Source organism: Streptomyces sp. NPDC037421 (assembly GCF_055602105.1).
In genome coordinates this window covers 174,262-197,504 of the sequence record NZ_JBVJWV010000008.1, presented here as the reverse complement: position 1 = coordinate 197,504, position 23,243 = coordinate 174,262, and the positions used below count along the sequence as shown (strand labels likewise).

16 protein-coding genes are annotated in these 23,243 nt (G+C 72.5%); 6 read left to right on the top strand and 10 right to left on the bottom strand.

Features of this window, described 5'->3' with window-relative positions; translation table 11 throughout:
* Nucleotides 1-25: 25 nt before the first annotated feature.
* Complete coding sequence (locus tag ACZ7IF_RS15220) at nucleotides 26-850, top strand: ATP-grasp domain-containing protein (RefSeq protein WP_470970019.1); 825 nt, start codon at nucleotides 26-28, stop codon at nucleotides 848-850.
* Nucleotides 851-900: 50 nt separating this feature from the next.
* A complete protein-coding gene (locus tag ACZ7IF_RS15215; protein ID WP_470970016.1) occupies nucleotides 901-2,769 on the top strand; it encodes an NHL domain-containing thioredoxin family protein in 1,869 nt (622 codons plus the stop codon).
* Nucleotides 2,770-2,775: 6 nt separating this feature from the next.
* On the opposite strand, the gene ACZ7IF_RS15210 is transcribed toward ACZ7IF_RS15215, so the two are convergent.
* The 5 genes from ACZ7IF_RS15210 to ACZ7IF_RS15190 all read right to left on the bottom strand — a co-directional run bounded on the left by ACZ7IF_RS15210 (nucleotide 2,776) and on the right by ACZ7IF_RS15190 (nucleotide 9,649).
* Complete coding sequence (locus ACZ7IF_RS15210) at nucleotides 2,776-5,025, bottom strand: hypothetical protein (RefSeq protein ID WP_470970013.1); 2,250 nt, start codon at nucleotides 5,023-5,025, stop codon at nucleotides 2,776-2,778.
* 91 nt (nucleotides 5,026-5,116) lie between these two features.
* A complete protein-coding gene (locus tag ACZ7IF_RS15205) occupies nucleotides 5,117-5,458 on the bottom strand; it encodes a hypothetical protein (RefSeq protein ID WP_470970010.1) in 342 nt (113 codons plus the stop codon).
* 99 nt (nucleotides 5,459-5,557) lie between these two features.
* Complete coding sequence (locus ACZ7IF_RS15200) at nucleotides 5,558-6,850, bottom strand: M18 family aminopeptidase (RefSeq protein WP_405979838.1); 1,293 nt, start codon at nucleotides 6,848-6,850, stop codon at nucleotides 5,558-5,560.
* 101 nt (nucleotides 6,851-6,951) lie between these two features.
* Nucleotides 6,952-7,686 carry a hypothetical protein gene (locus tag ACZ7IF_RS15195; RefSeq protein WP_470970007.1) on the bottom strand — a complete coding sequence of 245 codons (735 nt, stop codon included), beginning with the start codon at nucleotides 7,684-7,686 and terminating at the stop codon, nucleotides 6,952-6,954.
* A gap of 136 nt (nucleotides 7,687-7,822) precedes the next feature.
* Nucleotides 7,823-9,649 (bottom strand): acyl-CoA dehydrogenase, encoded by a 1,827-nt coding sequence (locus ACZ7IF_RS15190; protein WP_470970003.1) that lies wholly within the window; start codon nucleotides 9,647-9,649, stop codon nucleotides 7,823-7,825.
* Between the two features lie 176 nt (nucleotides 9,650-9,825).
* On the opposite strand from ACZ7IF_RS15190, the gene ACZ7IF_RS15185 reads away from it, so the two are divergent.
* Nucleotides 9,826-10,287, top strand: coding sequence for an SseB family protein (locus tag ACZ7IF_RS15185; protein WP_007265129.1), 462 nt, complete (start codon nucleotides 9,826-9,828; stop codon nucleotides 10,285-10,287).
* A gap of 285 nt (nucleotides 10,288-10,572) precedes the next feature.
* Here ACZ7IF_RS15185 and ACZ7IF_RS15180 read toward each other — a convergent pair whose 3' ends face one another.
* A complete protein-coding gene (locus ACZ7IF_RS15180) occupies nucleotides 10,573-11,007 on the bottom strand; it encodes a hypothetical protein (protein WP_470969998.1) in 435 nt (144 codons plus the stop codon).
* A gap of 209 nt (nucleotides 11,008-11,216) precedes the next feature.
* Here ACZ7IF_RS15180 and ACZ7IF_RS15175 point away from each other — a divergent pair, with 209 nt between their 5' ends.
* The gene (locus ACZ7IF_RS15175) at nucleotides 11,217-12,200 is read left to right on the top strand and encodes a pirin family protein (protein WP_470969995.1); all 984 of its coding nucleotides are present in this window, start codon (nucleotides 11,217-11,219) and stop codon (nucleotides 12,198-12,200) included.
* A gap of 91 nt (nucleotides 12,201-12,291) precedes the next feature.
* On the opposite strand, the gene ACZ7IF_RS15170 is transcribed toward ACZ7IF_RS15175, so the two are convergent.
* A complete protein-coding gene (locus ACZ7IF_RS15170; RefSeq protein WP_470970426.1) occupies nucleotides 12,292-14,541 on the bottom strand; it encodes a SpoIIE family protein phosphatase in 2,250 nt (749 codons plus the stop codon).
* Nucleotides 14,542-14,677: 136 nt separating this feature from the next.
* Between ACZ7IF_RS15170 and aspS the strand changes: the two genes are divergently transcribed.
* The gene (aspS, locus tag ACZ7IF_RS15165; protein ID WP_470969991.1) at nucleotides 14,678-16,510 is read left to right on the top strand and encodes an aspartate--tRNA ligase; all 1,833 of its coding nucleotides are present in this window, start codon (nucleotides 14,678-14,680) and stop codon (nucleotides 16,508-16,510) included.
* Nucleotides 16,511-16,591: 81 nt separating this feature from the next.
* Here aspS and ACZ7IF_RS15160 read toward each other — a convergent pair whose 3' ends face one another.
* Entirely contained in the window at nucleotides 16,592-18,472 is a 1,881-nt protein-coding gene (locus tag ACZ7IF_RS15160) for a VWA domain-containing protein (RefSeq protein ID WP_470969986.1), read from the bottom strand.
* 295 nt (nucleotides 18,473-18,767) lie between these two features.
* On the opposite strand from ACZ7IF_RS15160, the gene ACZ7IF_RS15155 reads away from it, so the two are divergent.
* A complete protein-coding gene (locus ACZ7IF_RS15155; RefSeq protein WP_470969982.1) occupies nucleotides 18,768-20,867 on the top strand; it encodes a PhoX family protein in 2,100 nt (699 codons plus the stop codon).
* An 18-nt stretch (nucleotides 20,868-20,885) separates the two neighbouring features.
* On the opposite strand, the gene ACZ7IF_RS15150 is transcribed toward ACZ7IF_RS15155, so the two are convergent.
* Both ACZ7IF_RS15150 and ACZ7IF_RS15145 read right to left on the bottom strand, forming a co-directional pair.
* The gene (locus tag ACZ7IF_RS15150) at nucleotides 20,886-22,142 is read right to left on the bottom strand and encodes a sensor histidine kinase (RefSeq protein WP_470969977.1); all 1,257 of its coding nucleotides are present in this window, start codon (nucleotides 22,140-22,142) and stop codon (nucleotides 20,886-20,888) included.
* A complete protein-coding gene (locus tag ACZ7IF_RS15145) occupies nucleotides 22,130-22,837 on the bottom strand; it encodes a hypothetical protein (protein ID WP_470969974.1) in 708 nt (235 codons plus the stop codon). The genes ACZ7IF_RS15150 and ACZ7IF_RS15145 overlap by 13 nt, the downstream gene beginning before the upstream one ends.
* Between the last annotated feature and the right edge of the window lie 406 nt (nucleotides 22,838-23,243).

Genomic DNA, 23,243 nt, shown 5'->3' with positions numbered 1-23,243 from the left:
TCGTTGCCCGGGATAGCTTTGCCCCATGCCCACGAAGCCCAGCACCCGCCTGCTGTACGTGACCGACCTCGCCTACCCCGCGCGCGGCCGCCGCTACTGCGACGAGGACATATTCCTCACCGCCCGCCTGCGCGAGCACTTCGACCTGGCCCTGTGCCACCCGCTGGACGCGCAGGCCCTCATGGCTGGCTTCGACGCCGTCGTCGTGCGCAACAGCGGCCCGGTCCTGGGCTACCAGCGGGCCTACGACGACTTCCGCGCCGCCGCCCTCGCCACCGGGACCCCCGTCTACAACCCGCTCACCGGCCGCGCCGACATGGCCGGCAAGCAGTACCTCCTCGACCTCACGGCCGCCGGGTACCCGGTGATCCCGACCGTGGACGACCCGGCCGACCTGCACCTGCTGCCGCCCGTCGACACGTACGCGGTCAAGCCCAAGCAGGGCGCCGACTCCATGGGCCTCGCCTTCACCTCCACCCCGTCCGGCCCGGCGGGGGAGATCCTGATCCAGCCGCGGATCGACTTCGCGTACGAGGTGTCCTTCTACTTCGTCGACGACGCCTTCCAGTACGCCCTCCACGCCCCGGACCCCGCCCGCCGCTGGGACCTCACCCCGTACGAGCCGACCGCCGAGGACCTGGCCTTCGCCCGCCGCTTCATCGACTGGAACACCCTCGACCACGGCGTCCAGCGCGTGGACGCCTGTCGCGCCCCGTCGGGGGAGCTGCTGCTGGTCGAACTGGAGGACCTGAACCCGTACCTGTCCCTGGACCTCCTCCCGGAGCCGGTCCGGGACGCCTTCGTGGACGCCCTGACGGCCTCGCTCCGCGCGTTCACCGCCGGGACCTGAGTCCCCGATCGTGTGACCCGGTGTTCACACCCGGATGGCAAGCTTGAAGGATGAACGATGCTGCCCCGGCGCCCACCCCTGCGCCCGCACCCCGCAAGCGTGCCCGTGTCCGTGCCCCCGAGCTGATCGGCAAGGGCGGCTGGCTCAACACCGGCGGCAAAGAGCTCACCCTCGCTGACCTGCGAGGTAAGTGCGTTGTTGTGGATTTCTGGACGTTCTGCTGCATCAACTGCCTGCACGTCCTCGACGAGCTGCGGGAGCTGGAGGAGAAGCACCGGGACACCGTGGTGATCATCGGGGTGCACTCGCCGAAGTTCGTCCACGAGGCCGAGCACGCCGCCGTCGTCGACGCCGTCGAGCGGTACGAGGTGCACCACCCCGTGCTCGACGACCCCGAGCTCGCGACGTGGAAGCAGTACGCCGTGCGGGCCTGGCCGACGCTCGTGGTGATCGACCCCGAGGGGTACGTCGTCGCGCAGCACGCCGGTGAGGGGCACGCGCACGCCATCGCGCGGCTCGTGGAGGAGCTGGAGGCCGAGCACGAGGCCAAGGGCACCCTGCGGCGCGGGGACGGGCCCTACGTGGCGCCCGAGCCCGTCGCCACCGACCTGCGCTTCCCCGGCAAGGCGCTCGTGCTGCCCTCCGGGAACCTGCTGGTGTCCGACTCGACGCGGCACCAGCTCGTGGAGCTGGCCGCCGACGGGGAGACCGTCGTACGCCGTGTCGGCAGCGGCGAACGCGGCTTCGGGCCGGACGCCTTCAGCGAGCCGCAGGGGCTCGCGCTGCTGCCCGACGGGCGGGTCGTGGTGGCCGACACCGTCAACCACGCGCTGCGGGTGTTCGACCCGGAGACGGGAGCCGTGGAGACCGTCGCCGGGACCGGGCGGCAGTGGTGGCAGGGGTCCCCGACCTCCGGGCCGGCGCTGGAGGTGGACCTGTCCTCGCCGTGGGACGTGGCCTGGTGGCAGGGCAGGGTGTGGATCGCCATGGCCGGCGTGCACCAGCTGTGGACCTGGGACCCGGAGGCGGGGACCGTCGGGGTCGCCGCCGGGACGACGAACGAGGGGCTCGTCGACGGGCCCGCCGCCGAGGCCTGGTTCGCGCAGCCGTCCGGGCTCGCGGCCGCCGGGGACCGGCTGTGGATCGCCGACTCCGAGACCAGCGCCCTGCGGTACGTGGAGCGCGAAGGGGAGGGCGGGTACGTCGTGCGGTCCGCCGTCGGAACCGGGCTGTTCGACTTCGGGCACCGCGACGGCGACGCCGCCCAGGCGCTGCTCCAGCACCCGCTGGGGGTGACCGCGCTGCCCGACGGCTCGGTCGCGGTCTGCGACACGTACAACCACGCCCTGAGGCGGTTCGACCCCGCCACCGGGCAGGTGTCCACCCTCGCCACCGATCTGCGCGAGCCCAGCGCCGCCGTGCTGGCCGGCGAGGACATCGTGGTGGTGGAGTCCGCCCGGCACCGGCTGACCCGGCTGCGGCTCCCGGAGGAGGCCGTACGCGTGGACGCGGTCGCCCACCGCACCCAGCGGGCGGCCACCGAGGTGGCCCCCGGCACGCTCCGCCTGGACGTGGTCTTCCAGGCCCCGGCCGGCCAGAAGCTGGACACCCGCTACGGGCCGTCCACCCGGCTGCTGGTCTCCTCGACCCCGCCGGAGTTGCTGGCGGAGGGCGAGGGCGCCGGGACGGACCTGTTCCGGGACCTGGTGCTGCACCCCGACGTCACCGAAGGGGTGCTGCACGTCTCGGCGATGGCCGCGTCCTGCGACGACGACCCGGCCAACGAGTACCCGGCCTGCCACGTCCACCAGCAGGACTGGGGCGTCCCGGTGAAGGTGTCCGCCGACGGGACCGGCCGCCTGCCGCTGGTCCTCGCGGGGATGGACCCCGCGCAGGACCAGGGCGGCCAGGGCGCCTAGCGGGCGTTACCCGAGCTGGTCGGCCGGCTCCTCCTCCGTCTCCGGGTCCTCCGCCGGCGTGATCCTCCGGCGGAGGTTCTCGATGTCCGTCTGCAGGCCGATCAGCTGCATGTGGAGCTCGTCGAGGACGGCCAGGGGGACGATCGGGGTGTGCCCGGCCACCTCCGGTTCGAGCTGGTGCAGCAGGTCCATGGCGTCCCGGGCCGCGGTGACGCTCTGGCGCAGCACCGTACGGTGATCGGCGGCGCGCCGGCTCGCCGGGCGGGTGTCCACGGCGCCGGGGGCCGTGGCGGCCGCCCCGGGCCGGTCGTCGGCCTCTCCGGTACGCGGCTCCGGCAGCGGCAGCGGCAGGGCGGGCGCGGGGTCGGCCGGGGGCGCGGTGTTCTTCCGGGCCCGCTCGGGGTCCGCCGCGTAGACGACGTCCCACTGGTACAGGAGCTCGGGCACGCCGTCGGCGTCCCGGGCGACCTTGTGGTCGCCGTCCAGGTCCACCCCGAAGTGGATGTACGGGCTGCCGCCCTCGCCCTCGGGCTTCTCCTTGCGGGTCAGGGTGCGCATGGTGACCGCGTTCTCCGGCAGGGCGTCGCTCCGGAAGCCGTTCGCCACCAGGGCGAGGGTCCACAGGCCCAGCTCGTTGTCCTGCCGGGAGAGCCCTTCGACGATCAGGCTGACGTCGGCCCGGAAGGGCACACCGCCCTTCTCCTTGGCCGCGTTGAGCGCGGAGCCGACGTTGCGGGTCAGCAGCTTGTCGGCGATGAGCGCGACACCGCCGGCCACGGCCAGGGTGCAGCGTGCGTTGGTGTCGCCGGCCAGCGCGGGCGCCACCAGGGTGGTGAAGTCGTCGGTGGGGACGGGGTCCCATTCGCCGATGACGTCCGAGGTGAGGACACCGCCGTTGTTCCAGGCGTTCCGGGCCTGCTTGGTCACGAGCTTCTTGTAGCTGCGCCACGGCAGGTCGATGATCGGGCCGAGGAGTTCGCCGAAGCCCTTGAGCCCCATGCGCTTGCCGCCCTTGATGGCCTTGGCCTGGTCCTTGAGGCGTTCGAGCAGCTCGGGCCGGGTGAGGGCGTGGACGACGTAGACGGCCCGCCACAGCGCGGTGCCGGGCGGGGGCGTCGAGCCGGGGAAGAGCCGGGGCAGGTCGGACGAGGGGGTGCGGCCGACGGCGAGGCCGTAGACGGCCTGGAGGTCGTCCTGCGGGATCAGCGAGTCGCCGAGCTGGATGACCCGCTTGAGGGCCCGGGTGATGACCTCGACGTTCTGGGCGGCGTCGTCCCACGCCTTGAACTCGACGTGGACGCTGGCCAGTACGCTCCTGATGGCGTCGTCGAAGATGTCCTCGGGGGCGAGCAGGTGCCCCGGGTGGCCCTCGATGCCGACCGCGATCTGAGTGGGCGCGACGAAGGTCTGCCCGATCTGGGCGGCGCGGGGACCCGGTTCGAGGACGCCGACGGCCTGTGCGTACTCCTCGCGCAGGGAGCCGCGCCACTTCTCCCGGACCGACGCCAGGTGGCGGCCGGTCGGGACGCCGGGCGGGACGGGGGTCTCCGCCTTGCCGAACAGCGCGTTCACGACCAGGTCGGCGACCTCGTCGCTCTCGGCGCCGGGGCCGGCGAGGACGGCCCAGGCACTGGCGAGCCGGGTGATGCCGTCGCGTACGGCCAGGGTGTGGAAGGACTCCGTGCCGTCCTCGAAGGAGATCTCGACCGGGTGGACGATCAGGTTGCGGGTGATCGTCCGGGCGAGGATCGAGCCGACGTAGTTGTTCAGCGACAGGGTGCCGTTGATCGTCTGCCATACGTGTTCGCGCAGGTGGGAGAGGTCCTTGAAGCGGTACCGGACCGTCGCGCAGGGGCGCCCGTCCTCGGTGATCCCCTGGACCTGGGGGTCCGGGATCTCGGTGGCCTCCATCCCGGTGCGCGGCTGGATGCCGGGGAGCAGCTCGCTCAGGTAGACCCGGGTGACGAGCGAACGCAGGGTCGCGCCCTCGACGTTCTCCACCATCAGGACCCCGCCGGGGTCCTGCCGGGTGGGGCGCAGCTGTACGGCGACCCCCTCCGCGTCGATCGCGGCGCGCCCCACGGCCGACCAGGCGTCCTCCGTCAGCAGGGTCGACGGGTTGGCGCGGCCCGCCTCGACGACCTTCCGCGCGACGTCGTCGGCGGGCGGTACCGGCAGGTCCTGCCCGGTGTTGGACACCAGGATCTGCTCCGGCCCCCAGGTGACGGTGAGTGACCGGGGCGTGTGCTGGGACATCAGTGGTTGCCTCCGTGACGCTTGGGCGTGCGCGCAGCCTATGGTTCAAGTCGCCCTATTGTCGCGGAAGTTATTTGGTTAGGGGTGGGCTCTATAGGCCCAACTGGGCCTTGGCCTGCGGATAGTTCTCGAAAATCTGGGGCAGCGGGTTGGCCCCGACGTGATCGAGGGCGGCGATGGAAGCGGCGACGGCGACGACGTGGCCGAGCGGACCGTCCTTCTCGATGACGAAGACGAACTCGTTCTCGGAGGTGGGGAGTCGCTTCGGGAGCGTGATGAGTCCCAGTTTGTCCAGCTCCCTGTTGATGTCTCCGCAGAGTTCGGGGCTCAGCCGTGTGCGATTGGGTGCGGCGTGCTTCTTGATGAAGGCCATGGAAAGTCGCTTGATGCCGTCATCGGCTTCCACTGCGTGCTTGACAATCATCAAGTCCATAACCAAGTACATTACTCAGTTGGTTGTGGAGTTGTGAAGGCCCTGCCCGCTGCGCGCGGACAGGGCCTCGTCCTCAACTCGCCCCGCTGCTGCGGGAGATCAGCCCTCCAGGAACGCCAGCAGGGCGTTCGCGAGGAGGAACGGGTCGTCGGAGCCGCAGAGTTCGCGGGCCGAGTGCATCGACAGGATCGCCACGCCGATGTCCACCGTCTGGATCCCGTGGCGGGCGGCGGTGATCGGGCCGATCGTCGTGCCGCACGGCATGGAGTTGTTGGAGACGAAGGTCTGCCACGGCACCCCGGCCCGCTCGCAGGCCGCGGCGAACACCGCGCGGCCGCTGCCGTCGGTGGCGTAGCGCTGGTTGACGTTGACCTTCAGGATGGGTCCGCCGTTGGCGCGCGGGTGGTGCGAGGGGTCGTGCCGCTCGGCGTAGTTGGGGTGGACCGCGTGCCCGGTGTCCGAGGAGAGGCAGATGGTGCCGGCGAAGGCGCGGGCCTTGTCCTCGTACGTGCCGCCGCGCGAGAAGACTGAACGTTCCAGCACGTTGCCCAGCAGGGGGCCGTCGGCGCCGGTGTCCGACTGGGAGCCGTTCTCCTCGTGGTCGAAGGCCGCCAGCACCGGGATGTGGTCCAGGCCCTCGGAGGCGGAGACCGCGGCGAGGGCCGCGACACCGGCGTGCACCGACAGCAGGTTGTCCATGCGCGGGCCGGCCAGCAGCTCGCGGTCGCGGCCCAGGTAGGCGGGCGGCTCGATCGAGTGGACCATCAGGTCCCAGCCGGCCACCGAGCCCTGCGGCAGGCCCTCTTCCTCCTCCAGGAAGGCGATCAGGTCGCCCTCGCGGGCCTCGCCCAGGCCCCAGATCGGCTGCATGTGCCGCTGCTTGTCGAGCTTGAGGCCGTCCGTGTTGACCGACCGGTCCAGGTGCACGGCGAGCTGCGGGACGCGCAGCAGGGCGCGGTCCACGTTCACCAGGCGCTCGGTGCCGTCGCGCAGGGTCAGCCGCCCCGCGAGGCCGAGGTCGCGGTCCAGCCAGGTGTTGAGCAGGGTCCCGCCGTAGATCTCCACCGCGACCTGGCGCCAGCCCTGCGAGCCCGTGTCCGGTACGGGCTTGACCCGCAGGTTGGGGGAGTCGGTGTGGGCGCCGATGATCCGGAAGGGGGTGTGCGCGGCCGCGCCCTCGGGCACGTACCAGGCGATGAGCGCGCCGCCGCGCAGGACGAACCTGCCTCCCGTGCCCGAGTCCCAGGCGTCCGATTCCGACAACTGCCTGAAGCCCGCCTTCTCCAGCCGCTCCGCCGCGTTCGCCACTGCGTGGTACGGCGACGGACTGGCCGTCAGGTAGGTCATCAGATCGTCGGTGTGGCCGCGGTCGAAGCGGGCGGGAGAGCTCATGTGGTTCACCTTAACGACGGTCGTGTTCGCCAATGCCGGACTGCGGCGGATAGCCGAAAGGTCGAGGACCGCGGGGGGTTTGCCCCGCGGTCCCGTCGTTCTCAGCCCGGCGGGCGCTCGAATCTGCGCTGCAGTTGTCTGCGCTCGCCCCGGCGGATGCGCGGGAGCATCTCGGGGGTCTGCGGCGGGCGCTGCGCGCGTCTCTTGCGTCCGGCGCAGAAGATACAGGCCTCACCCGGAGGGGCATCGGGGTCGATCGGCGCGCCGGGGTGCTCGGAGCATCCCGACGCGTTGCGCGGCCGCGACAGCTCCCGGGCCACGATGAAGGCCCGGTGGAGGTCGTCCGCGATGCGCACGAAGTCCTGGTCGGCGGAGCCGAGCGTGAGGTGGAAACGCTGCTCGTCGATCACGCGCAGGCAGTGGCGCAGGACGTCGAGGGTGTACGGGGGCTCGGGGACGGGGTACCCGAGGCGCCGCTGCTCGCCCGCGGGGGCGGGGCCCGCGGGCCGGCCGCCCTGGAGGCGCCGGCCGAGGCGGCGCCGGTCGTTGCAGATGAGGCAGCGGCCCCAGCCCTCGGGCGCCTCGGGGTCGAGGGCGCCGTTGGGGTGCTCGGGGCAGCCGGTGTAGCTCTTGGCCGGGGCCAGGCCCGCTGCCGTCTGGAAGGCCACGTACAGGGCGTCGGCCACGGGGTCGTACTCGGCGGGGTGGGCGCCGTCGTAGAGGTCCTTGATCCGGTCGCCGAGCGCGCCCACGTTGGCCTGGAGCTCCTTGAGGGCGTACGGGCGCCCCGTGGGGACGGAATACCCCCTGCTGCCGTGCTGCTCCTGTGGACTCATGTCTACGAGCGTGCCACGAACCACCGACAACGGCCGAAACGGCCCGACAGCAGTGGCCGGACCCCCGACAGGGAGGGTCCGGCCACTGTGCGTACGTACACCGCGTACGTTCTTGGTCGGCGAGGCGGGCGGTGCCTTAGAAGGCGGCCTCGTCGAGGTCCATGAGGGAGTTGTCGACGGCCTCGGCCAGCGCGCGCTGGACCGAGACGCCCGGCAGGACCTGGCCGGCGAAGAACTTCGCGGCGGCGATCTTGCCGGTGTAGAAGGCGACGTCCTTCGCGGAGGCGCCCTCCAGCTTCTCGGCGGCCACGGCCGCGCCCTTGAGCAGCAGGTATCCGACGACGACGTCACCGGAGGCCATCAGCAGGCGGGTGGTGTTCTGGCCGACCTTGTAGATGTTCTTGACGTCCTCGCCGGTGGCGGTGAGGTCGACGATCATCTGGCCGACGATGGCCTCCAGGTCCACGGCGGCCTTCGCGAGGGCGTCGCGGGCGGGGGCGAGGTCCTCGCCGCCGGGGCCCTCGGCGAGGAACTTCTTGATCGTCTCGGAGAGGATGTTCAGCGAGGCGCCCTGGTCGCGGACGATCTTCCGGAAGAAGAAGTCCTGGCCCTGGATGGCCGTGGTGCCCTCGTAGAGGGTGTCGATCTTGGCGTCGCGGATGTACTGCTCGATCGGGTACTCCTGCAGGTAGCCGGAGCCGCCGAAGGTCTGCAGGGACTGGGCGAGCTGCTCGTAGGACTTCTCCGAGCCGTAGCCCTTGACGATCGGCAGGAGCAGGTCGTTGAGGCCGATCTGGGCGGAGGCGTCCTCGCCGGCGGCCTGCTTGACGGCGATCTCGTCCTGGACGGACGCGGTGTAGAGGACCAGCGCGCGCATGCCCTCGGCGTAGGCCTTCTGCGTCATCAGCGAGCGGCGCACGTCGGGGTGGTGCGTGATGGTGACCTTGGGCGCGGACTTGTCCATGAAGTTCGCGAGGTCGGGGCCCTGCACGCGCTCCTTGGCGTACTCCAGGGCGTTCAGGTAGCCCGTCGAGAGCGTCGCGATGGCCTTCGTGCCGACCATCATGCGGGCGAACTCGATGATCATGAACATCTGGCGGATGCCGTCGTGCTTGTCGCCGATCAGCCAGCCCTTGGCGGGGTGCTGGTCGCCGAAGGTCATCTCGCACGTGTTGGAGGCCTTGAGGCCCATCTTGTGCTCGACGTTGGTGGCGTAGACGCCGTTGCGCTCGCCCAGCTCGCCGGTCTCCCAGTCGAAGTGGAACTTCGGGACGAGGAAGAGCGACAGGCCCTTGGTGCCCGGGCCGTGGCCCTCGGGGCGGGCGAGGACGTAGTGGAGGATGTTCTCCTCCATGTCGTGCTCACCGGAGGTGATGAAGCGCTTCACGCCCTCGATGTGCCAGGAGCCGTCCGCCTGCTGGATCGCCTTGGTGCGGCCGGCGCCCACGTCCGAGCCGGCGTCCGGCTCGGTGAGGACCATGGTGGAGCCCCAGCGCTTCTCGACGGCGATCTGCGCGATGCGCTTCTGGGCCTCGTTGCCCTCCTCGTGGAGGACGCCGGCGAAGGCCGGGCCGGAGGAGTACATCCAGATGGCCGGGTTGGAGCCGAGGAGCAGCTCCGCGTACGCCCAGATGAGCGAGCGGGGCGAGGTGGTGCCGCCGATCTCCTCGGGCAGGCCCAGGCGCCAGTACTCCGAGTCCATGAAGGCCTCGTAGCTCTTCTTGAAGGAGGCCGGGACCGGGGCGGTGTTGGTGGCCGGGTCGAAGACCGGCGGGTTGCGGTCGGCGTCCGCGAAGGATTCCGCGAGCTCGTTCTCCGCGAGGCGGGCGATCTCGGACAGGATGCTCTTGGCGGTCTCGGTGTCCATCTCACCGAACGGGCCGGTGCCGTACAGCTTGTCGCGGCCGAGCACCTCGAAGAGGTTGAACTCGATGTCGCGGAGATTCGACTTGTAGTGCCCCATGGCGACGGCTCCGTTAAGGCTCGGGGAGACAGGTTCCTCGTACATACCAATCGGTAACGTCATGATGCTACCCACCAGTAATAAGAATCAACCCTTGATTGACCACTGTGACCAGCGTCAAGTGGGATCGGCTGGAGGGTGCCTGGGGGCGGGGCCCGCTCGGTAGGCTTCGGTCCATGTACGGCTACGACCAGAACGTGAGCGCAGGGCAGCAGCAGTACGCCGCCCCGCAGCAGATGGCCGGCGGGTACGGCGAGCAGCCGCTCTACCCCGAGCCCTCGCCGCCGTCGCTCGCCGACGCGGTCCGGGCCTTCACCACCGGGTCGCTGTCCGCCGAGGACTTCCAGCAGATCTTCGCGACGTCGAAGGTCTACTGCCCGCGCGGTGACACCCCGGGGTTCCTGGCCCTGCACAACACGCAGCAGCCGGTCATCCCGATGTTCACCACGCTCAAGGAGCTCCGCCGGTACGCCGGCAAGGAGTCCAAGTACTTCGTGATCACCGGCGCCGAGGTGATCGACCTGCTGCCGACCGGGTACGGCTTCGTCCTCGACATGGAGGGCGACCACCGGATGGTGTTCGACGCGAAGGCCGTCGAGCAGATGGTCGACTTCGCCATGCGCCGCATGTACGGCTGACCCGTCGTGGTCCCGTAGCGGTTCCGGCGCCGGGGGTGGGCGGGCGTTGCCGGGGGTGCGCTTCACGGCCGAGGACCTGTTCGACTCCCGTCGGCCTCGGGAGCGCAGCCGCCCACTCGGCGAAGGGCCTGGGCGTGGAACTGCTGCGGGGCGGCGGCTGAGGACCGTGCGGGCCGCCCCGAGGTTTCGGCCACCGCCGAAAGGATCGCCGGAGCGGCCGCCCTCGCGCACCATCGGGAGCGGCGGGGGATCCACGGGGGAGTCCCCCGCCCAGCCCCCTTCGGGTCAGGCCGCCCGGCGCCGGCGCCACAGGGCGACGCCCGCGGCGGCCACCGCCAGGGCCGCCAGCCCGTACGCGTACAGCAGCGCGGGGTCGGGGCGGTAGGCCAGGCAGATGCGGATCCCGGCGAAGAAGGGGAAGCCGATCAGGCCCCAGCGGCCGTCGTAGTCGATCCCGGACGTCGCCCACTGGAGCAGCAGGCCGGCGAGGAACGTCAGCACCGCCCACGCGCCGAGGTAGGGCCAGGGCGAGCCGGGCAGGGGCTCCATCGGCAGGCCGGTGGCCGCCCAGCGGTACACGGCGTACCCGGCGCCGGTCATCAGCGCCGTCATCGCCACGGCCGGTCCGAGCACGCGCAGCCACGCCGGCGTGCTCCACCGCCGCGCGGGGGCGGGCTCGGTGTCGCGGTCGGGGTCGGTCGGGGGGGTGCTGGTGTCCATGACCCGGAAGACCGCGCACCGCGGCCCCTGGTTGTCAGGTGCGGGCAAAAAGCACGGTCCGGGGCGGAAAGCGGCCGGAATCGCCCGCCCACCGCCCCGCGGAGCCGCACGCGCCCGCCCGGGAATGCCCCGGACGGGTGCGCTGTTCCGTGCGGTGTGGCAGAAAGTTCGAGTTTCAACTAAACTCGACGCAGAAGGAGGTCCTGACCATGCCCGCAGTGACTGTTGAGAACCCGTTGGCCCTTCCGCGCGTGGCCGAGCCCCAGACGGCCGCCGCCCGCAAGGTGCTCGCCGTGACCACGGCTCCGGGGGGATTCGAGGGCGAGGGCTTCCCGGTGCGCCGGGCGTTCGCCGGCATCGACTACCAGTACCTCGACCCGTTCATCATGATGGACCAGATGGGCGAGGTGGAGTACGCGCCGGGCGAGCCGAAGGGCACCCCGTGGCACCCCCACCGCGGCTTCGAGACCGTCACCTACCTGATCGACGGGACCTTCGTCCACCAGGACAGCAACGGCGGCGGCGGAGTCATCAACGACGGCGACACCCAGTGGATGACCGCCGGTTCGGGCCTCCTGCACATCGAGGCCCCGCCGGAGCACCTGGTCGTCAGCGGCGGGCTCTTCCACGGCCTCCAGCTGTGGGTGAACCTCCCGGCCTCCGACAAGATGATGCCCCCGCGCTACCAGGACATCGGCGGCGGCAAGGTCAAGCTGCTCACCACCCCCGACGGCGGCGCGCTGCTCCGCGTCATCGCCGGTGAGCTGGGCGGGCACGAGGGCCCGGGCATCACCCACACCCCGATCACGATGATCCACGCGACCGTCACCCCGGGCGCGCAGATCACCCTGCCGTGGCGCGAGGACTTCAACGCCCTCGCGTACGTACTGGCCGGGCGCGGAACGGTGGGCACCGACCGCAGGCCGGTCCACACCGGGCAGACGGTCGTCTTCGGCGAGGGCGGCTCCCTCACGGTGCGCGCGGACGAGTCGCAGGACTCCCACACCCCGGACCTGGAGATCGTGCTGCTCGGCGGCCGGCCGATCCGCGAGCCGATGGCGCACTACGGGCCGTTCGTCATGAACACCCGGCACGAGCTCCAGCAGGCCTTCGACGACTTCCAGGCGGGCCGGCTGGGCCGGATCCCCACCACCGCCCGGGAGCGCACCGTCTCGGCGGAGCAGCACTCGTAAGCACGGCAGCCCCCCGCCGGGCGGCCGGCGGGGTGTCGGCCACACGCCGGCAGTGCGTGTCCCCCTTTCGGCTCCCGGGGGAGCCGGGCCCCTACTCGTCCTCCGCGACCTCGTACCCGGTCTCGTCGGCGGGCTTGGAGCGCTCGTACAGCTCGAACCAGATCGACTTGCCCGCGCCCCTGGGGTCCACGCCCCAGGTGTCGGCGAGCATCTCCATCAGCAGCACCCCGCGCCCGCTGGAGGCCATCTCGCCCGGGTGCCGCTTGTGCGGCGGCTCGTCGCTGCCGTCGGCGACCTCCACGCGCAGCCGGCGGGTGCCCAGCTCGCCGGCCGCCTCCGCGACCAGCAGCGCGTCCCCGTCGGTGTGCACCAGCACGTTGGTCACCATCTCGGAGACCATCAGCTCCGCCGAGTCCACCTGCTCCGGGTCCGCCCAGTCGTGCAGCAGCTCCCGGATCTGGCGGCGGGCGCCCGCGATCCGCTCCGGTTCGGCCTGGGCCACGGTCAGCATCGTGCGCCGGGCGGGCCGGGCCGGGTGCAGCGGGCCGGTCCCGCAGCCGCAGCCGGCGCCCTCGCGGCAGAGCAGCACCACGGCTATGTCGTCCTCGCGGCGGTCGGCGAGCGGGCCGGTGGTGTGGTGCGAGGAGGGCCCGTGCACGGCCTGGACCAGCAGGTCGGCGAGGCGTTCCAGGTGCCCGGCGGTGAGTCCGGCGGCGGCGTCCGTGCCGCCGTCCGCGCCGGGCCCGTACGTCTCGGCGTCGGCCTCCAGGATCGCCCGCAGCCGGGCCCAGCCGGTGTCGAGGTCGTGCCCGCCGGTCTCGATGAGCCCGTCGGTGCACAGCATCATCGTCTCGCCGGGCTCCAGGGTGAACCGGGTCGTCGGATAGTCGGTGTCGGGGACGATCCCGAGCGGCAGTCCGCCGGCCGTGGGCCGCATCAGGACGGTGCCGTCCGTCATCCGGATCGCCGGGTCGGGGTGCCCCGCGCGGGCCACCTCCAGCGTGCCGGTCTCCGGGTCGCACTCCACGTACAGGCAGGTCGCGAAGCGGGGGCTGAGGTAGTCGGACTCGCCGCCGGGGCCGCGTCCGCCCGCCCCCGCCTCCGCTTCCTCCTCCTGGGAGGAGCAGAGCCCGGCGAGGAAGCGGGAGGCCCGGGAGAGCACCGCGTCGGGCCGGTGGCCCTCGGACGCGTACGCCCGTACGGCGATCCGCAGCTGTCCCATCAGCCCGGCGGCCCGTACGTCGTGCCCCTGGACGTCGCCGATGACCAGCGCGAACCGTCCCGACGGCAGCGGGATCATGTCGTACCAGTCGCCGCCGACCTGGAGCCCGCCGCCGGTGGGGACGTAGCGCGCGGCGAGGGTCATGCCGGGGATCTCGGGCCCGAGCTGCGGCATCATCGACCGCTGGAGTCCGGTGGTCAGCTCCCGTTCCGACTCGGCGACTCCGGCCCGCTGGAGGGCCTGGGCCAGCATCCGGGCGACCGTCGTCAGCACGGACCGCTCGTCGGGCGAGAAGGTCACCGGCTGCCTGAAGGCGGCCATCCAGGCCCCCATGGTCCGCCCGGCCACGATCAGCGGCAGGAAGGCCCAGGAGACCCGGCCGAAGGGCTTGGCCAGCGGCCAGGTGACCGGGAAGCGCCGCTCGTACTCCTCCGGTGTGGGCAGGTAGATCGCCCGGCCGGTGCGGACGACCTCCGCGGCCGGGTAGGCGGTGTCCAGGACCATGTCCGTGAAGGGGGCCTCGTCGCCGGGGGCGTGCCCGTGGTGGCCGATGACCGACAGCTTCTCGCCCGCCACCCCGAAGACCGCCAGCCCGTCGGGGCTGAAGCCCGGCATGGACAGCGAGGCGGCCACCCGCAGCACCTCGGCCGTGGACCGGGCCTCGGCGAGCGCCCGTCCGGCATCGAGCAGGAAGGCCTCGCGGGAGCGCCGCCAGTCGCCGGTGATCGGGGTGTGGAAGGCGGTGGTGCCGGGCTGCGGCTCGGCGATCTCCTGGATGGTGCCGATCAGCTCGTAGTCGACGCGGCCGTCGGCCGTCCGGTTCTCCAGGGGTTTGGAGCGGCTGCGTACGGTGCGCAGCACGCGCCCGTCCTCGTCCATGATCCGCAGCCGGGCCTCGGCGAGGGTGCCTTCGGCGACGGCGAGGTTGACGATGCCGTTGATCTCGTTCCAGTCGACCGGGTGGAAGCGCGAGCGAACCGCGACCTCGGGCAGGACGACGGGCTCGGCGGGCAGCCCGAGCAGCCGGGCGGCCTCGCTGTCGAGGGTGACCGTCCCGGAGGCGTTGTCCCATCGCCACAGGCCGGTCGCGATGGCGGCCAGGACGTCCTCGGTGCGCACCCGGTCATCTTTACAGGTCATCCCGTCGGCCTGCCTGTTCGGGAGCCTGCCCGGGCGCGCCCGCGCGGTGCCCCGCCCGGACGGTAACCTTGGGACGGTTGAATCCACCCTGGTATCGCGTAGAACTGGATGACTGATGCATCGGTACAGGTCCCACACGTGCGGCGAGCTCCGTGCCTCTGACGTCGGCACCGACGTCCGGCTGAGCGGCTGGCTGCACAATCGTCGAGACCTGGGCGGCATCCTCTTCATCGATCTGCGCGACCACTACGGCATCACGCAGCTCGTCGCCCGCCCCGGCACCGCGGCCGCCGACGTCCTGGACAAGCTGTCCAAGGAGACGGTCGTCCGGATCGACGGCAAGGTCGTCTCCCGCGGCACCGAGAACGTGAACCCCGACCTGCCGACGGGTGAGGTCGAGATCGAGGCCGCCGAGGTCGAGGTGCTCGGCGCGGCCGCCCCGCTGCCCTTCACGATCAACACCGACGACGGTGTGAACGAGGAGCGCCGCCTGGAGTACCGCTTCCTCGACCTGCGCCGCGAGCGCATGCACCGCAACATCATGCTGCGCTCGGCGGTCATCGCCTCCATCCGCTCGAAGATGGTGGCGCTCGGCTTCAACGAGATGGCGACCCCGATCCTCACCGCGACCTCCCCCGAGGGCGCCCGTGACTTCGTCGTGCCGTCCCGTCTCAACCCGGGCAAGTTCTACGCGCTGCCGCAGGCCCCGCAGCAGTTCAAGCAGCTGCTGATGATCTCCGGCTTCGACCGGTACTTCCAGATCGCGCCCTGCTTCCGCGACGAGGACGCCCGCGCGGACCGCTCGCCGGGCGAGTTCTACCAGCTCGACGTGGAGATGTCCTTCGTCGAGCAGGAGGACGTCTTCCAGCCGATCGAGAAGCTGATGACCGAGCTCTTCACCGAGTTCGGCGGCGGCCGCCCGGTCACCTCGCCGTTCCCGCGGATCCCGTTCCGCGAGTCGATGCTGAAGTACGGCAACGACAAGCCCGACCTGCGCGCCAAGCTGGAGCTCGTCGACATCACCGACGTGTTCGAGGGCTCGGAGTTCAAGGCGTTCGCCGGCAAGCACGTGCGTGCGCTGGCCGTCCCGGACACCGCCGCGCAGCCGCGCAAGTTCTTCGACGGCCTCGGCGAGTACGCGATCTCGCTGGGCGCCAAGGGCCTGGCGTGGGTCCGCGTCGGCGAGGACGGCTCGCTGACCGGCCCGATCGCCAAGTTCCTCACCGAGGAGAACGTCAAGGTCCTCACCGAGCGTCTGGGCCTGGCGGCCGGGCACGCGGTGTTCTTCGGCGCGGGCGAGTTCGACGAGGTCTCCAAGATCATGGGCCCGGTCCGGGTCGAGGCCGCCAAGCGCGCGGGCCAGTTCGAGGAGAACGTCTTCCGCTTCTGCTGGATCGTCGACTTCCCGATGTACGAGAAGGACGAGGAGACCGGCAAGATCGACTTCTCCCACAACCCCTTCTCGATGCCGCAGGGCGGCATGAAGGACCTGGAGGAGAAGGACCCGCTCGACATCCTGGCCTGGCAGTACGACATCGTCTGCAACGGCATCGAGCTGTCCTCCGGCGCCATCCGCAACCACGAGCCCGAGGTCATGCTGAAGGCCTTCGAGATCGCCGGTTACGAGGCCGAGACCGTCGAGCGCGAGTTCGCCGGCATGCTGCGCGCCTTCCGCCTCGGCGCCCCGCCGCACGGTGGCATCGCCCCGGGTGTGGACCGCATCGTGATGCTGCTGGCCGACGAGCCGAACATCCGCGAGACCATCGCCTTCCCGCTGAACGGCAACGCCCAGGACCTGATGATGGGCGCGCCGACGGTGCTGGAGGAGTCCCGCCTGCGCGAGCTGAACATCGCCCTGCGCAAGCCGGTCGAGACGAAGGCCGCGGACGCGAAGGCGGCCGACGCCAAGCCGGTCGCGGAGGCCGTCCACCCGGACGCCGCGCGCTAACGCTGCCGCTGCATGGCCGGCCGGTCATGAGGAAGGGCCCGGGATCGGTGATCCCGGGCCCTTCCGCGTTCCTGCCGGGGGTCAGAACCGGTCGAGGATGCCCTTGAGGAGGGCGGCGGAGGTCAGCTCCGTGGGGGCCGGGCCGGCGTGGAAGAAGCCGGCGTTCTCGGCGTCCAGCTTGCGCAGGAAGTCGAAGGCCTTGGCGTCGTGGTCGCCGAACGCGACGAACTGCCAGTGGATGCCGGGGGCGGCGGCCGCCGCGTCGGTGATGGCCTGGCGGGCCGGCTGGCGGTTGTCGGGGGCGCCGTCCGTCTGGAACACGACCAGGGCCGGGCCCGTGCCGCCGTCCTTCTGGTAGCGCTCGACGACCGCCTCGACGGCCACGTGGTAGCTGGTGCGGCCCATCCGGCCGAGCTCGGCGTGGCGGGCCTCGACCCAGGTCGCGTCGTGCGCGTCGAGGGTCAGCTCGGCGGTGCCGTCGAGCTCGGTGGAGAAGAACACCGTGTGGACGGTGGCCTCCTCGTCCAGGTGCGCGGCCAGGGCGAGGGCGTGGTCGGCGAGGTGCTGGGCGCTGCCGTCCTTGTAGAAGCCGCGCATGGAGCCGGACCGGTCCAGTACGAGGTACACCTTCGCGCGGGCCCCGGCCTTCCCCTTGGCCCGCAGCACCTGCCCGGCGGCCTTGTACGCCCCGGCGACCCCGGCGGCCCGCCGCCGGACCGCTGCCGCGGCGATGGCGGGCCCGTCCGCCGGGTCCGCCTGCGGCGACGCTTCGGGGGTCACGAGGGCTCCGCCCCCGGGCTCCGTCCCGGCGGCCCGGGCCTCCGGCTCCGGCTCGGCCCGGGCGACGACGGGCTCGGCCTCCGGCTCGGCGGCGGGCTCGTGCTGCGCCTGCGGCGCGGTGTCCTCGGGCTCCGCCGGGTCCGCCGGGTCCGCCTGCGGCGACGCTTCGGCGGCGACGGGCTCGGGCTCGGCCACGGCCGAGGGCTCGGCCACGGCCGAGGGCTCGGCCGGCTCGGCCTCCGGCTGCGGCGCGGTGTCCTCGGCGGCTCCCCGGGCCTCGGGCTCCGCCTCTGCGGCGGCTTCGGGCTCGGCTTCGGCCTCCGGCGCGGCAACGGCGGGCTCCGCCTCGGCGGCGTCCACCTCGGCCTGCGGCTCCGCCTCGGCGGCGGCGACCTCGGCTTCCGGCGCGGCGTGGGCGGCGGCCTCGGCTTCCGGCGCGGCCTCGGCCTCCGGCTCCGTCTGGGCGGCGGTGGCCTCGGCCTCCGGCTCCGCCTGGACGGCGGTGGCCTCGGCCTGCGGCGCGGCCTCGGCTTCCGGCTCCGTCTCGGCGGCGGGCTCCGCCTCGGAGGCCGTGGCGTCGGCCGGCTCGGCGTCCGGCTCCGTCTCGGCGGCGGTGTCCGTCTGCGCCTGCGGGGCGGGGGCCTCGGCCGGGTTCTCGGGCTCCGCCTCCGCGGCGGGCTCGGCCTGCGCCTGCGGCAGGGTCTCTTCGGCGGCTGCGGGAGCCGCCTGGGCCTCGGGCTCCGCCTCTGCGGCGGGTTCCGGCTCGGCCTGTGCCTGCGGCGCGGTGTCCTCGGCGGCGGCCGGCTCGGCCACGGCCTCAGGGGCGGCCTCGGCGGCCGACTGTGCCGGCACGGTGGCCGGGGGCTGGGGCTCTTCGGGGGTCGCGGGACCGCCCGCACCCTCCGCGGCCGCCGGAGTCGAAGGACGGCGGGCTTCCGGGACCGTGGGGTCCGCCGCCGGGGCCGGGGCGGCCGTGAGCAGCGTGCCCGGCTCGCGGTCGCGCGGCGCGGACTGCGGCGGGACCGTGGGGTTGTCGAAGGACGCCGCCACCAGTTCGGCGGCCGCGTCCAGGGGGGTTCGTTCGGCCTGGCTCGGGAGGGCCGCCGAAGGGGTGTCCGACGTCTCGGGGACCGGATCCGCAGTCCGTCCGAACACCTTGCGCAACAAGCTCCGAATACCCATGGGCCAGGCCTTTCGCATGAGTGCGTGCGTCATTTGTCCGTGCTGCGCGGTTGATCCCTGCCCAGAGTGGACACGTAAGGTTATCGGCCCCTTGGCTGGAACTTCGGCAGGGGCGCCATTCGTGGCGCCCGGCCTCTCACACAACCGGACCCCCCGTCCGAACTGCCCCTCCGCCGTGCCGGGTTCATCCACCGTTCATCCCCGCGCCGCCGCATCGGCGCAACCCGCGCCTACCGTCACCGCTGATTCGTACCGACACGTCGTCGGCGCCGTGCACTCACCGGAGGACACCCTCGTGCGCAAGCTCCTGCCGCTCATCGGCAACCCGCATGGCAGCGGCCGTTCCGCTCTCACCTGCCGCTACCGCTGCGGCGACGCATGCTTCCACGAGGTGCCCAACACCAGCGACAACGAGTACGTCGGCGACGTCATAGCCCGCGCCTACTCCCGCCGCTCGATGCTGCGCTCCGCCGCCGTCGTCACGGTCGCCACCGCTGCCGGTACCGGTATCGCCCTCGGTGCGGGCGGCGGCCAGAGCGCCAGCGCCGCCCCCGCGTCCGACGCCGAGGCTGCCAAGCGCGCGGGGGGCGAGGCCGCCCGCGGCCTGCGCTTCAAGCCCGTCGCCCCGAACACCGACGACAAGGTCACCATCCCCGAGGGCCACGAGCAGAACGTGGTGATCCGCTGGGGCGACCCGATCCTCAAGGGCGCCCCGGGCTTCAACTCGGACAAGCAGACCGCCGCCGCCCAGGCCGGCCAGTTCGGCTACAACAACGACTTCCTCAGCCTGCTCCCGCTCGGCGGCAACTACGAGCGCCAGCAGCTCCTCGTGGCCAACCACGAGTACACGGACGAGAACCTCATGTTCAAGGGCTACGACCCGGCGAACCCCACCCGCGAGCAGGTCGAGATCGCCTGGGCCGCGCACGGCCTGTCCGTGGTCGTCGTCCAGGAGGACCACCGCAGCGGCAAGCTGACGGCCGTCACCCGCCACCAGCTCAACCGCCGCCTGACCGCGACCAGCGAGTTCCGGCTGACCGGCCCGGCCGCGGGCAGCGCCCTGCTGAAGACCTCCGTCGACGCCACCGGCACCAAGGTGCTCGGCACCCTCAACAACTGCGCGGGCGGCACCACCCCGTGGGGCACCACCCTCCACGGCGAGGAGAACTTCAACCAGTACTTCGCCAACGCCGGCCAGGTCACCGATCCCGCCCAGGCCGCCCGCCTGAAGCGCTACGGCGTGACCGCCGGCGCCTCCGAGCGCAAGTGGGAGCGGTTCGACAAGCGCTTCGACGTCGCGCAGGAGCCCAACGAGTCGCACCGCTTCGGCTGGGTCGTCGAGCTCGACCCCTACGACCCGAACTCCGTCCCGCGCAAGCGCACCGCCCTCGGCCGCTTCAAGCACGAGGCCGCGCAGCCCCGCGTCACCGAGGACGGCCGCCCGGTCGTCTACATGGGCGACGACGAGCGCTTCGACTACTTCTACAAGTTCGTCTCCTCGAAGCGGATGATGAAGGGCAATTCGCGCGCGGCGAAGGAGCACAACCTCACGCTGCTCGACGAGGGCACCCTCTACGTCGCCAAGCTCACCGGCGACTCCCCGGCCGCCTCGGTCGACGGCTCCGGCAAGCTGCCCTCCGACGGCGAGTTCGACGGCTCCGGCGTCTGGATCAAGCTGGCCACGGCCTCCCCCTCCGGCAACGTCTCGCACGTCGAGGGCATGACCGCCGAGGAGGTGTTCGTCTTCACCCGCCAGGCCGGTGACAAGGCCGGCGCCACCAAGATGGACCGCCCCGAGGACGTCGAGCCGTCGCCGCGCACCGGCCGCGTCTACATCGCGCTGACCAACAACACCGACCGCGGCAAGCCCGGAAAGGCCGGAGCGGACGAGGCCAACCCGCGCAACCTGAACAAGCACGGCCAGATCCTGGAGCTCGCCGAGAACTTCGACGACCCGGCGGGCGACGGCTTCGCCTGGCGGCTCTTCCTGGTCGCCGGTGACCCGAACGACCCGGCCACCTACTTCGCCGGGTTCCCGAAGGACAAGGTCAGCCCGATCTCCTGCCCGGACAACGTGGCCTTCGACCCGCACGGCAACCTGTGGATCTCCACCGACGGCAACCAGCTCGGCTCGCACGACGGCCTGTACGGCGTCGCGACGTTCGGCGAGCGCCGCGGTGAGCTGAAGCAGTTCCTCACCGTTCCGCGCGGTGCCGAGACCTGCGGCCCGCTGGTCCAGGACAAGCGCGTCCTCGTCTCGGTCCAGCACCCGGGCGAGATCGACGGCGCGTCCGTGGAGAAGCCGCAGTCGGTGTGGCCCGACGGCCCGGGCAAGATCGTCCGCCCGGCGGTGGTGTCCGTGTGGCGCAAGGACGGCAAGAACATCGGCGTCTGATCCGCCGGTGGGCGGGGGTCAACCCGGCTCCGGCAGCCGTCCCACCGGCAGCCGGAGCGTCGTCAGCGCACCCCCGTCCGGGGCGTTGGCGAAGCCCAGCTCGATCTCCAGCACCGCCGCCTGGCCCGCCGCGATCGTCAGGCCCAGCCCGTGGCCGCGGCCGCGCCCGGGGTCCCCGGTGCGGAACCGCTTCGGGCCCTGCTCGATGAGCTCGGAGGGATAGCCGGAGCCGTGGTCGTGGATCACCACCACCGGCCCCTCCACCGTCACCTCGACCGGCGGGCGCCCGTGCTTGTGGGCGTTGACCAGAAGGTTGGCCAGGATCCGGTCCAGCCGGCGGCGGTCGGTGAACACCACCGCGTCCCGCACGACCCGCACCTCGGCGGGCAGCCGGGTCCCGGCGACGGCCCGTTCCACGGCCCGGCCCAGCTCCACCTGGGCCAGGTCGGCCCGCTCCACCCCGGAGTCCAGCCGGGAGATCTCCAGCAGGTCCTCGGTGAGCAGGTGCAGGGCCTTCAGCCGGTCGTTGATCATCTCCTTGGGCCGGCCCTCGGGCAGCAGCGAGGCGGCGGCCAGCGAACCGGTCAGCGGGGTGCGCAGCTCGTGCGCGACGTCGGCGGTGAACCGCTTCTCCGCTTCCAGCCGTTCCTGGAGCGAGGCGGCCATCGAGTCCAGGGCCTGTGCGACGTCCCGTACCTCGTCGTGGTAGCGGTGCGTCCCCGGTCCGGTGTCCGAGGGGAGGGCCACCCGGGCGTCGAGGTCCCCGGAGCTGATCCGGCGGGCGACGGCGGCGGCCGTCGCGAGCCGGCGGCTGATGCGGTCGGCGAGGAACACGCCGGCCAGGGCCACCACCCCGGCCGCGACCGCCGAGGAGGCGAGGATCGCGGTGTCGATGTCGCGCAGCCGGTGGCGGGTGTTCGCGTACGGGATCCAGACCGCCAGGGCCTTCTGGTCGGCCGGCCCGGCGGCCCACATGACGGGCTTGCCGTCCTGGGTGCCGACCATGCTGCCGGTCCGTCCGCGGGCGACGAGCTCGCGCAGCGGGCGGGGCAGGCCGGGCGGGTCCAGGGCGACGTTCACGTCCCCGTGCGAGGTGCCGTACTCGTAGTGGCCGAGGGCGTGGTCGAGGTCCCGTTCGACGTCCTTGCGGACCTCGCCGACGACCTGCCGCGAGACCACGTTGTGCACCAGGATCCCCAGCGCGGCGGCCACCGTGCAGCACACCAGCGTGGTGGTGAGGGCGATCTTCCAGCGCAGGCTGCTCAGCGGGCGCATCGGGCCCGTCCCTCGCTCAGCGGGGCGTCCGTGATGGCCGGGCAGTCGTCGAGGGTGAGCTGGGTCAGGCTCATGCTGCGGGCCTTCGGGTCCCACACGTAGTCGGAGACGGAGATGTAGGCGGGGTTCGAGGTCGGCTCGCGGACCGCCAGGTGCTCGGCGGCCACCTCGACCCCTTCCAGCACCGCGCGCCGGGCCAGGATCCGGGCGATCGTGCCGTCGTCCTGGACGGTGTAGACGCGCAGCTCGCTGACCCTGCCGTCCACGTCGAGGGCGGTGATCAGCTCGTCCTTGGCGTCTCCGGTCAGGTCGTGGAGGACGCCGGGGCGGACCGGGCAGTACGGGCCGCCGTCCACAGCCTGTGTGCAGAGCGCGAGCCGCTGGGCGGCCCGGGGGTCGACGAGCCGGCCGGTGCCGGCGTCCTGGGCGACGGCGGAGGTGATGTCGGCCCGTACGACGGCCAGCGCGTCCACCCCGTGCATGCCCGGGCCGTCCGGCTCGGGCAGCCCGGGCACCACGGCCGCCGCCCCGGGCTGCTGCCCGGGGCCCGGCGGGTCGGGGTGGTACTCCTTCCACAGGGTCTTGGGGGCGTGGACGGTGCCGAGGTCGCCGGAGCTGCGCAGTCCTTCCACGTCGGCGCAGCCGGTCGCGGCCGCCAGGAGGGCGGCGAGGGCCAGTGCGTGGGGGCTCCGCATGTACCGATGCTCCCCCGCCCCCGGCCTCCCGGCCCGGCCACTGCTCCATCCGGGGCCCTTGCCCTGCCGGGCGCTGCCGCGTGTGGGGCGGGGGTGTGCCGCCGCGCGGTGCGGTCCCCTACCCGCCCTTCGCCCGTTCCCCGGGGCTGCGCCCCGGACCCTCTGGGGCTCCGCCCCCAAACCCCGCGCCTCAAACGCCGGCGGGGCTGGGTTTGGCCGCGCTGGGCTCGGATGTGCCGCTCGGCGGCCGGAGCACCCGCATGGCACTACCAGCCGCGCCGGCGTTTGAGGCGCGGGCGCGGTGGCGCCGTGCGGTGAGCCGCGCCCGGCGATGAGGGCGAGAACGGTTGAAGGGCGGGGAGGGGCAAGCCCCGCGCAGCGGCACAGCACCCGCACCCGACCCACC

Excerpts from the sequence above, each read along its gene's own strand:
- ACZ7IF_RS15210 (WP_470970013.1), bottom strand. The coding sequence starts at position 5,025 with ATGTCCCAGCACACGCCCCGGTCACTCACCGTCACCTGGGGGCCGGAG.
- ACZ7IF_RS15215 (WP_470970016.1), top strand. The coding sequence starts at position 901 with ATGAACGATGCTGCCCCGGCGCCCACCCCTGCGCCCGCACCCCGCAAG.
- ACZ7IF_RS15160 (WP_470969986.1), bottom strand. The coding sequence starts at position 18,472 with ATGGGTATTCGGAGCTTGTTGCGCAAGGTGTTCGGACGGACTGCGGAT.
- ACZ7IF_RS15185 (WP_007265129.1), top strand. The coding sequence starts at position 9,826 with ATGTACGGCTACGACCAGAACGTGAGCGCAGGGCAGCAGCAGTACGCC.
- ACZ7IF_RS15195 (WP_470970007.1), bottom strand. The coding sequence starts at position 7,686 with ATGAGTCCACAGGAGCAGCACGGCAGCAGGGGGTATTCCGTCCCCACG.
- ACZ7IF_RS15220 (WP_470970019.1), top strand. The coding sequence starts at position 26 with ATGCCCACGAAGCCCAGCACCCGCCTGCTGTACGTGACCGACCTCGCC.
- ACZ7IF_RS15175 (WP_470969995.1), top strand. The coding sequence starts at position 11,217 with ATGCCCGCAGTGACTGTTGAGAACCCGTTGGCCCTTCCGCGCGTGGCC.
- ACZ7IF_RS15150 (WP_470969977.1), bottom strand. The coding sequence starts at position 22,142 with ATGCGCCCGCTGAGCAGCCTGCGCTGGAAGATCGCCCTCACCACCACG.
- ACZ7IF_RS15190 (WP_470970003.1), bottom strand. The coding sequence starts at position 9,649 with ATGGGGCACTACAAGTCGAATCTCCGCGACATCGAGTTCAACCTCTTC.
- ACZ7IF_RS15200 (WP_405979838.1), bottom strand. The coding sequence starts at position 6,850 with ATGAGCTCTCCCGCCCGCTTCGACCGCGGCCACACCGACGATCTGATG.
- aspS (WP_470969991.1), top strand. The coding sequence starts at position 14,678 with ATGCATCGGTACAGGTCCCACACGTGCGGCGAGCTCCGTGCCTCTGAC.
- ACZ7IF_RS15205 (WP_470970010.1), bottom strand. The coding sequence starts at position 5,458 with ATGGACTTGATGATTGTCAAGCACGCAGTGGAAGCCGATGACGGCATC.
- ACZ7IF_RS15180 (WP_470969998.1), bottom strand. The coding sequence starts at position 11,007 with ATGGACACCAGCACCCCCCCGACCGACCCCGACCGCGACACCGAGCCC.
- ACZ7IF_RS15145 (WP_470969974.1), bottom strand. The coding sequence starts at position 22,837 with ATGCGGAGCCCCCACGCACTGGCCCTCGCCGCCCTCCTGGCGGCCGCG.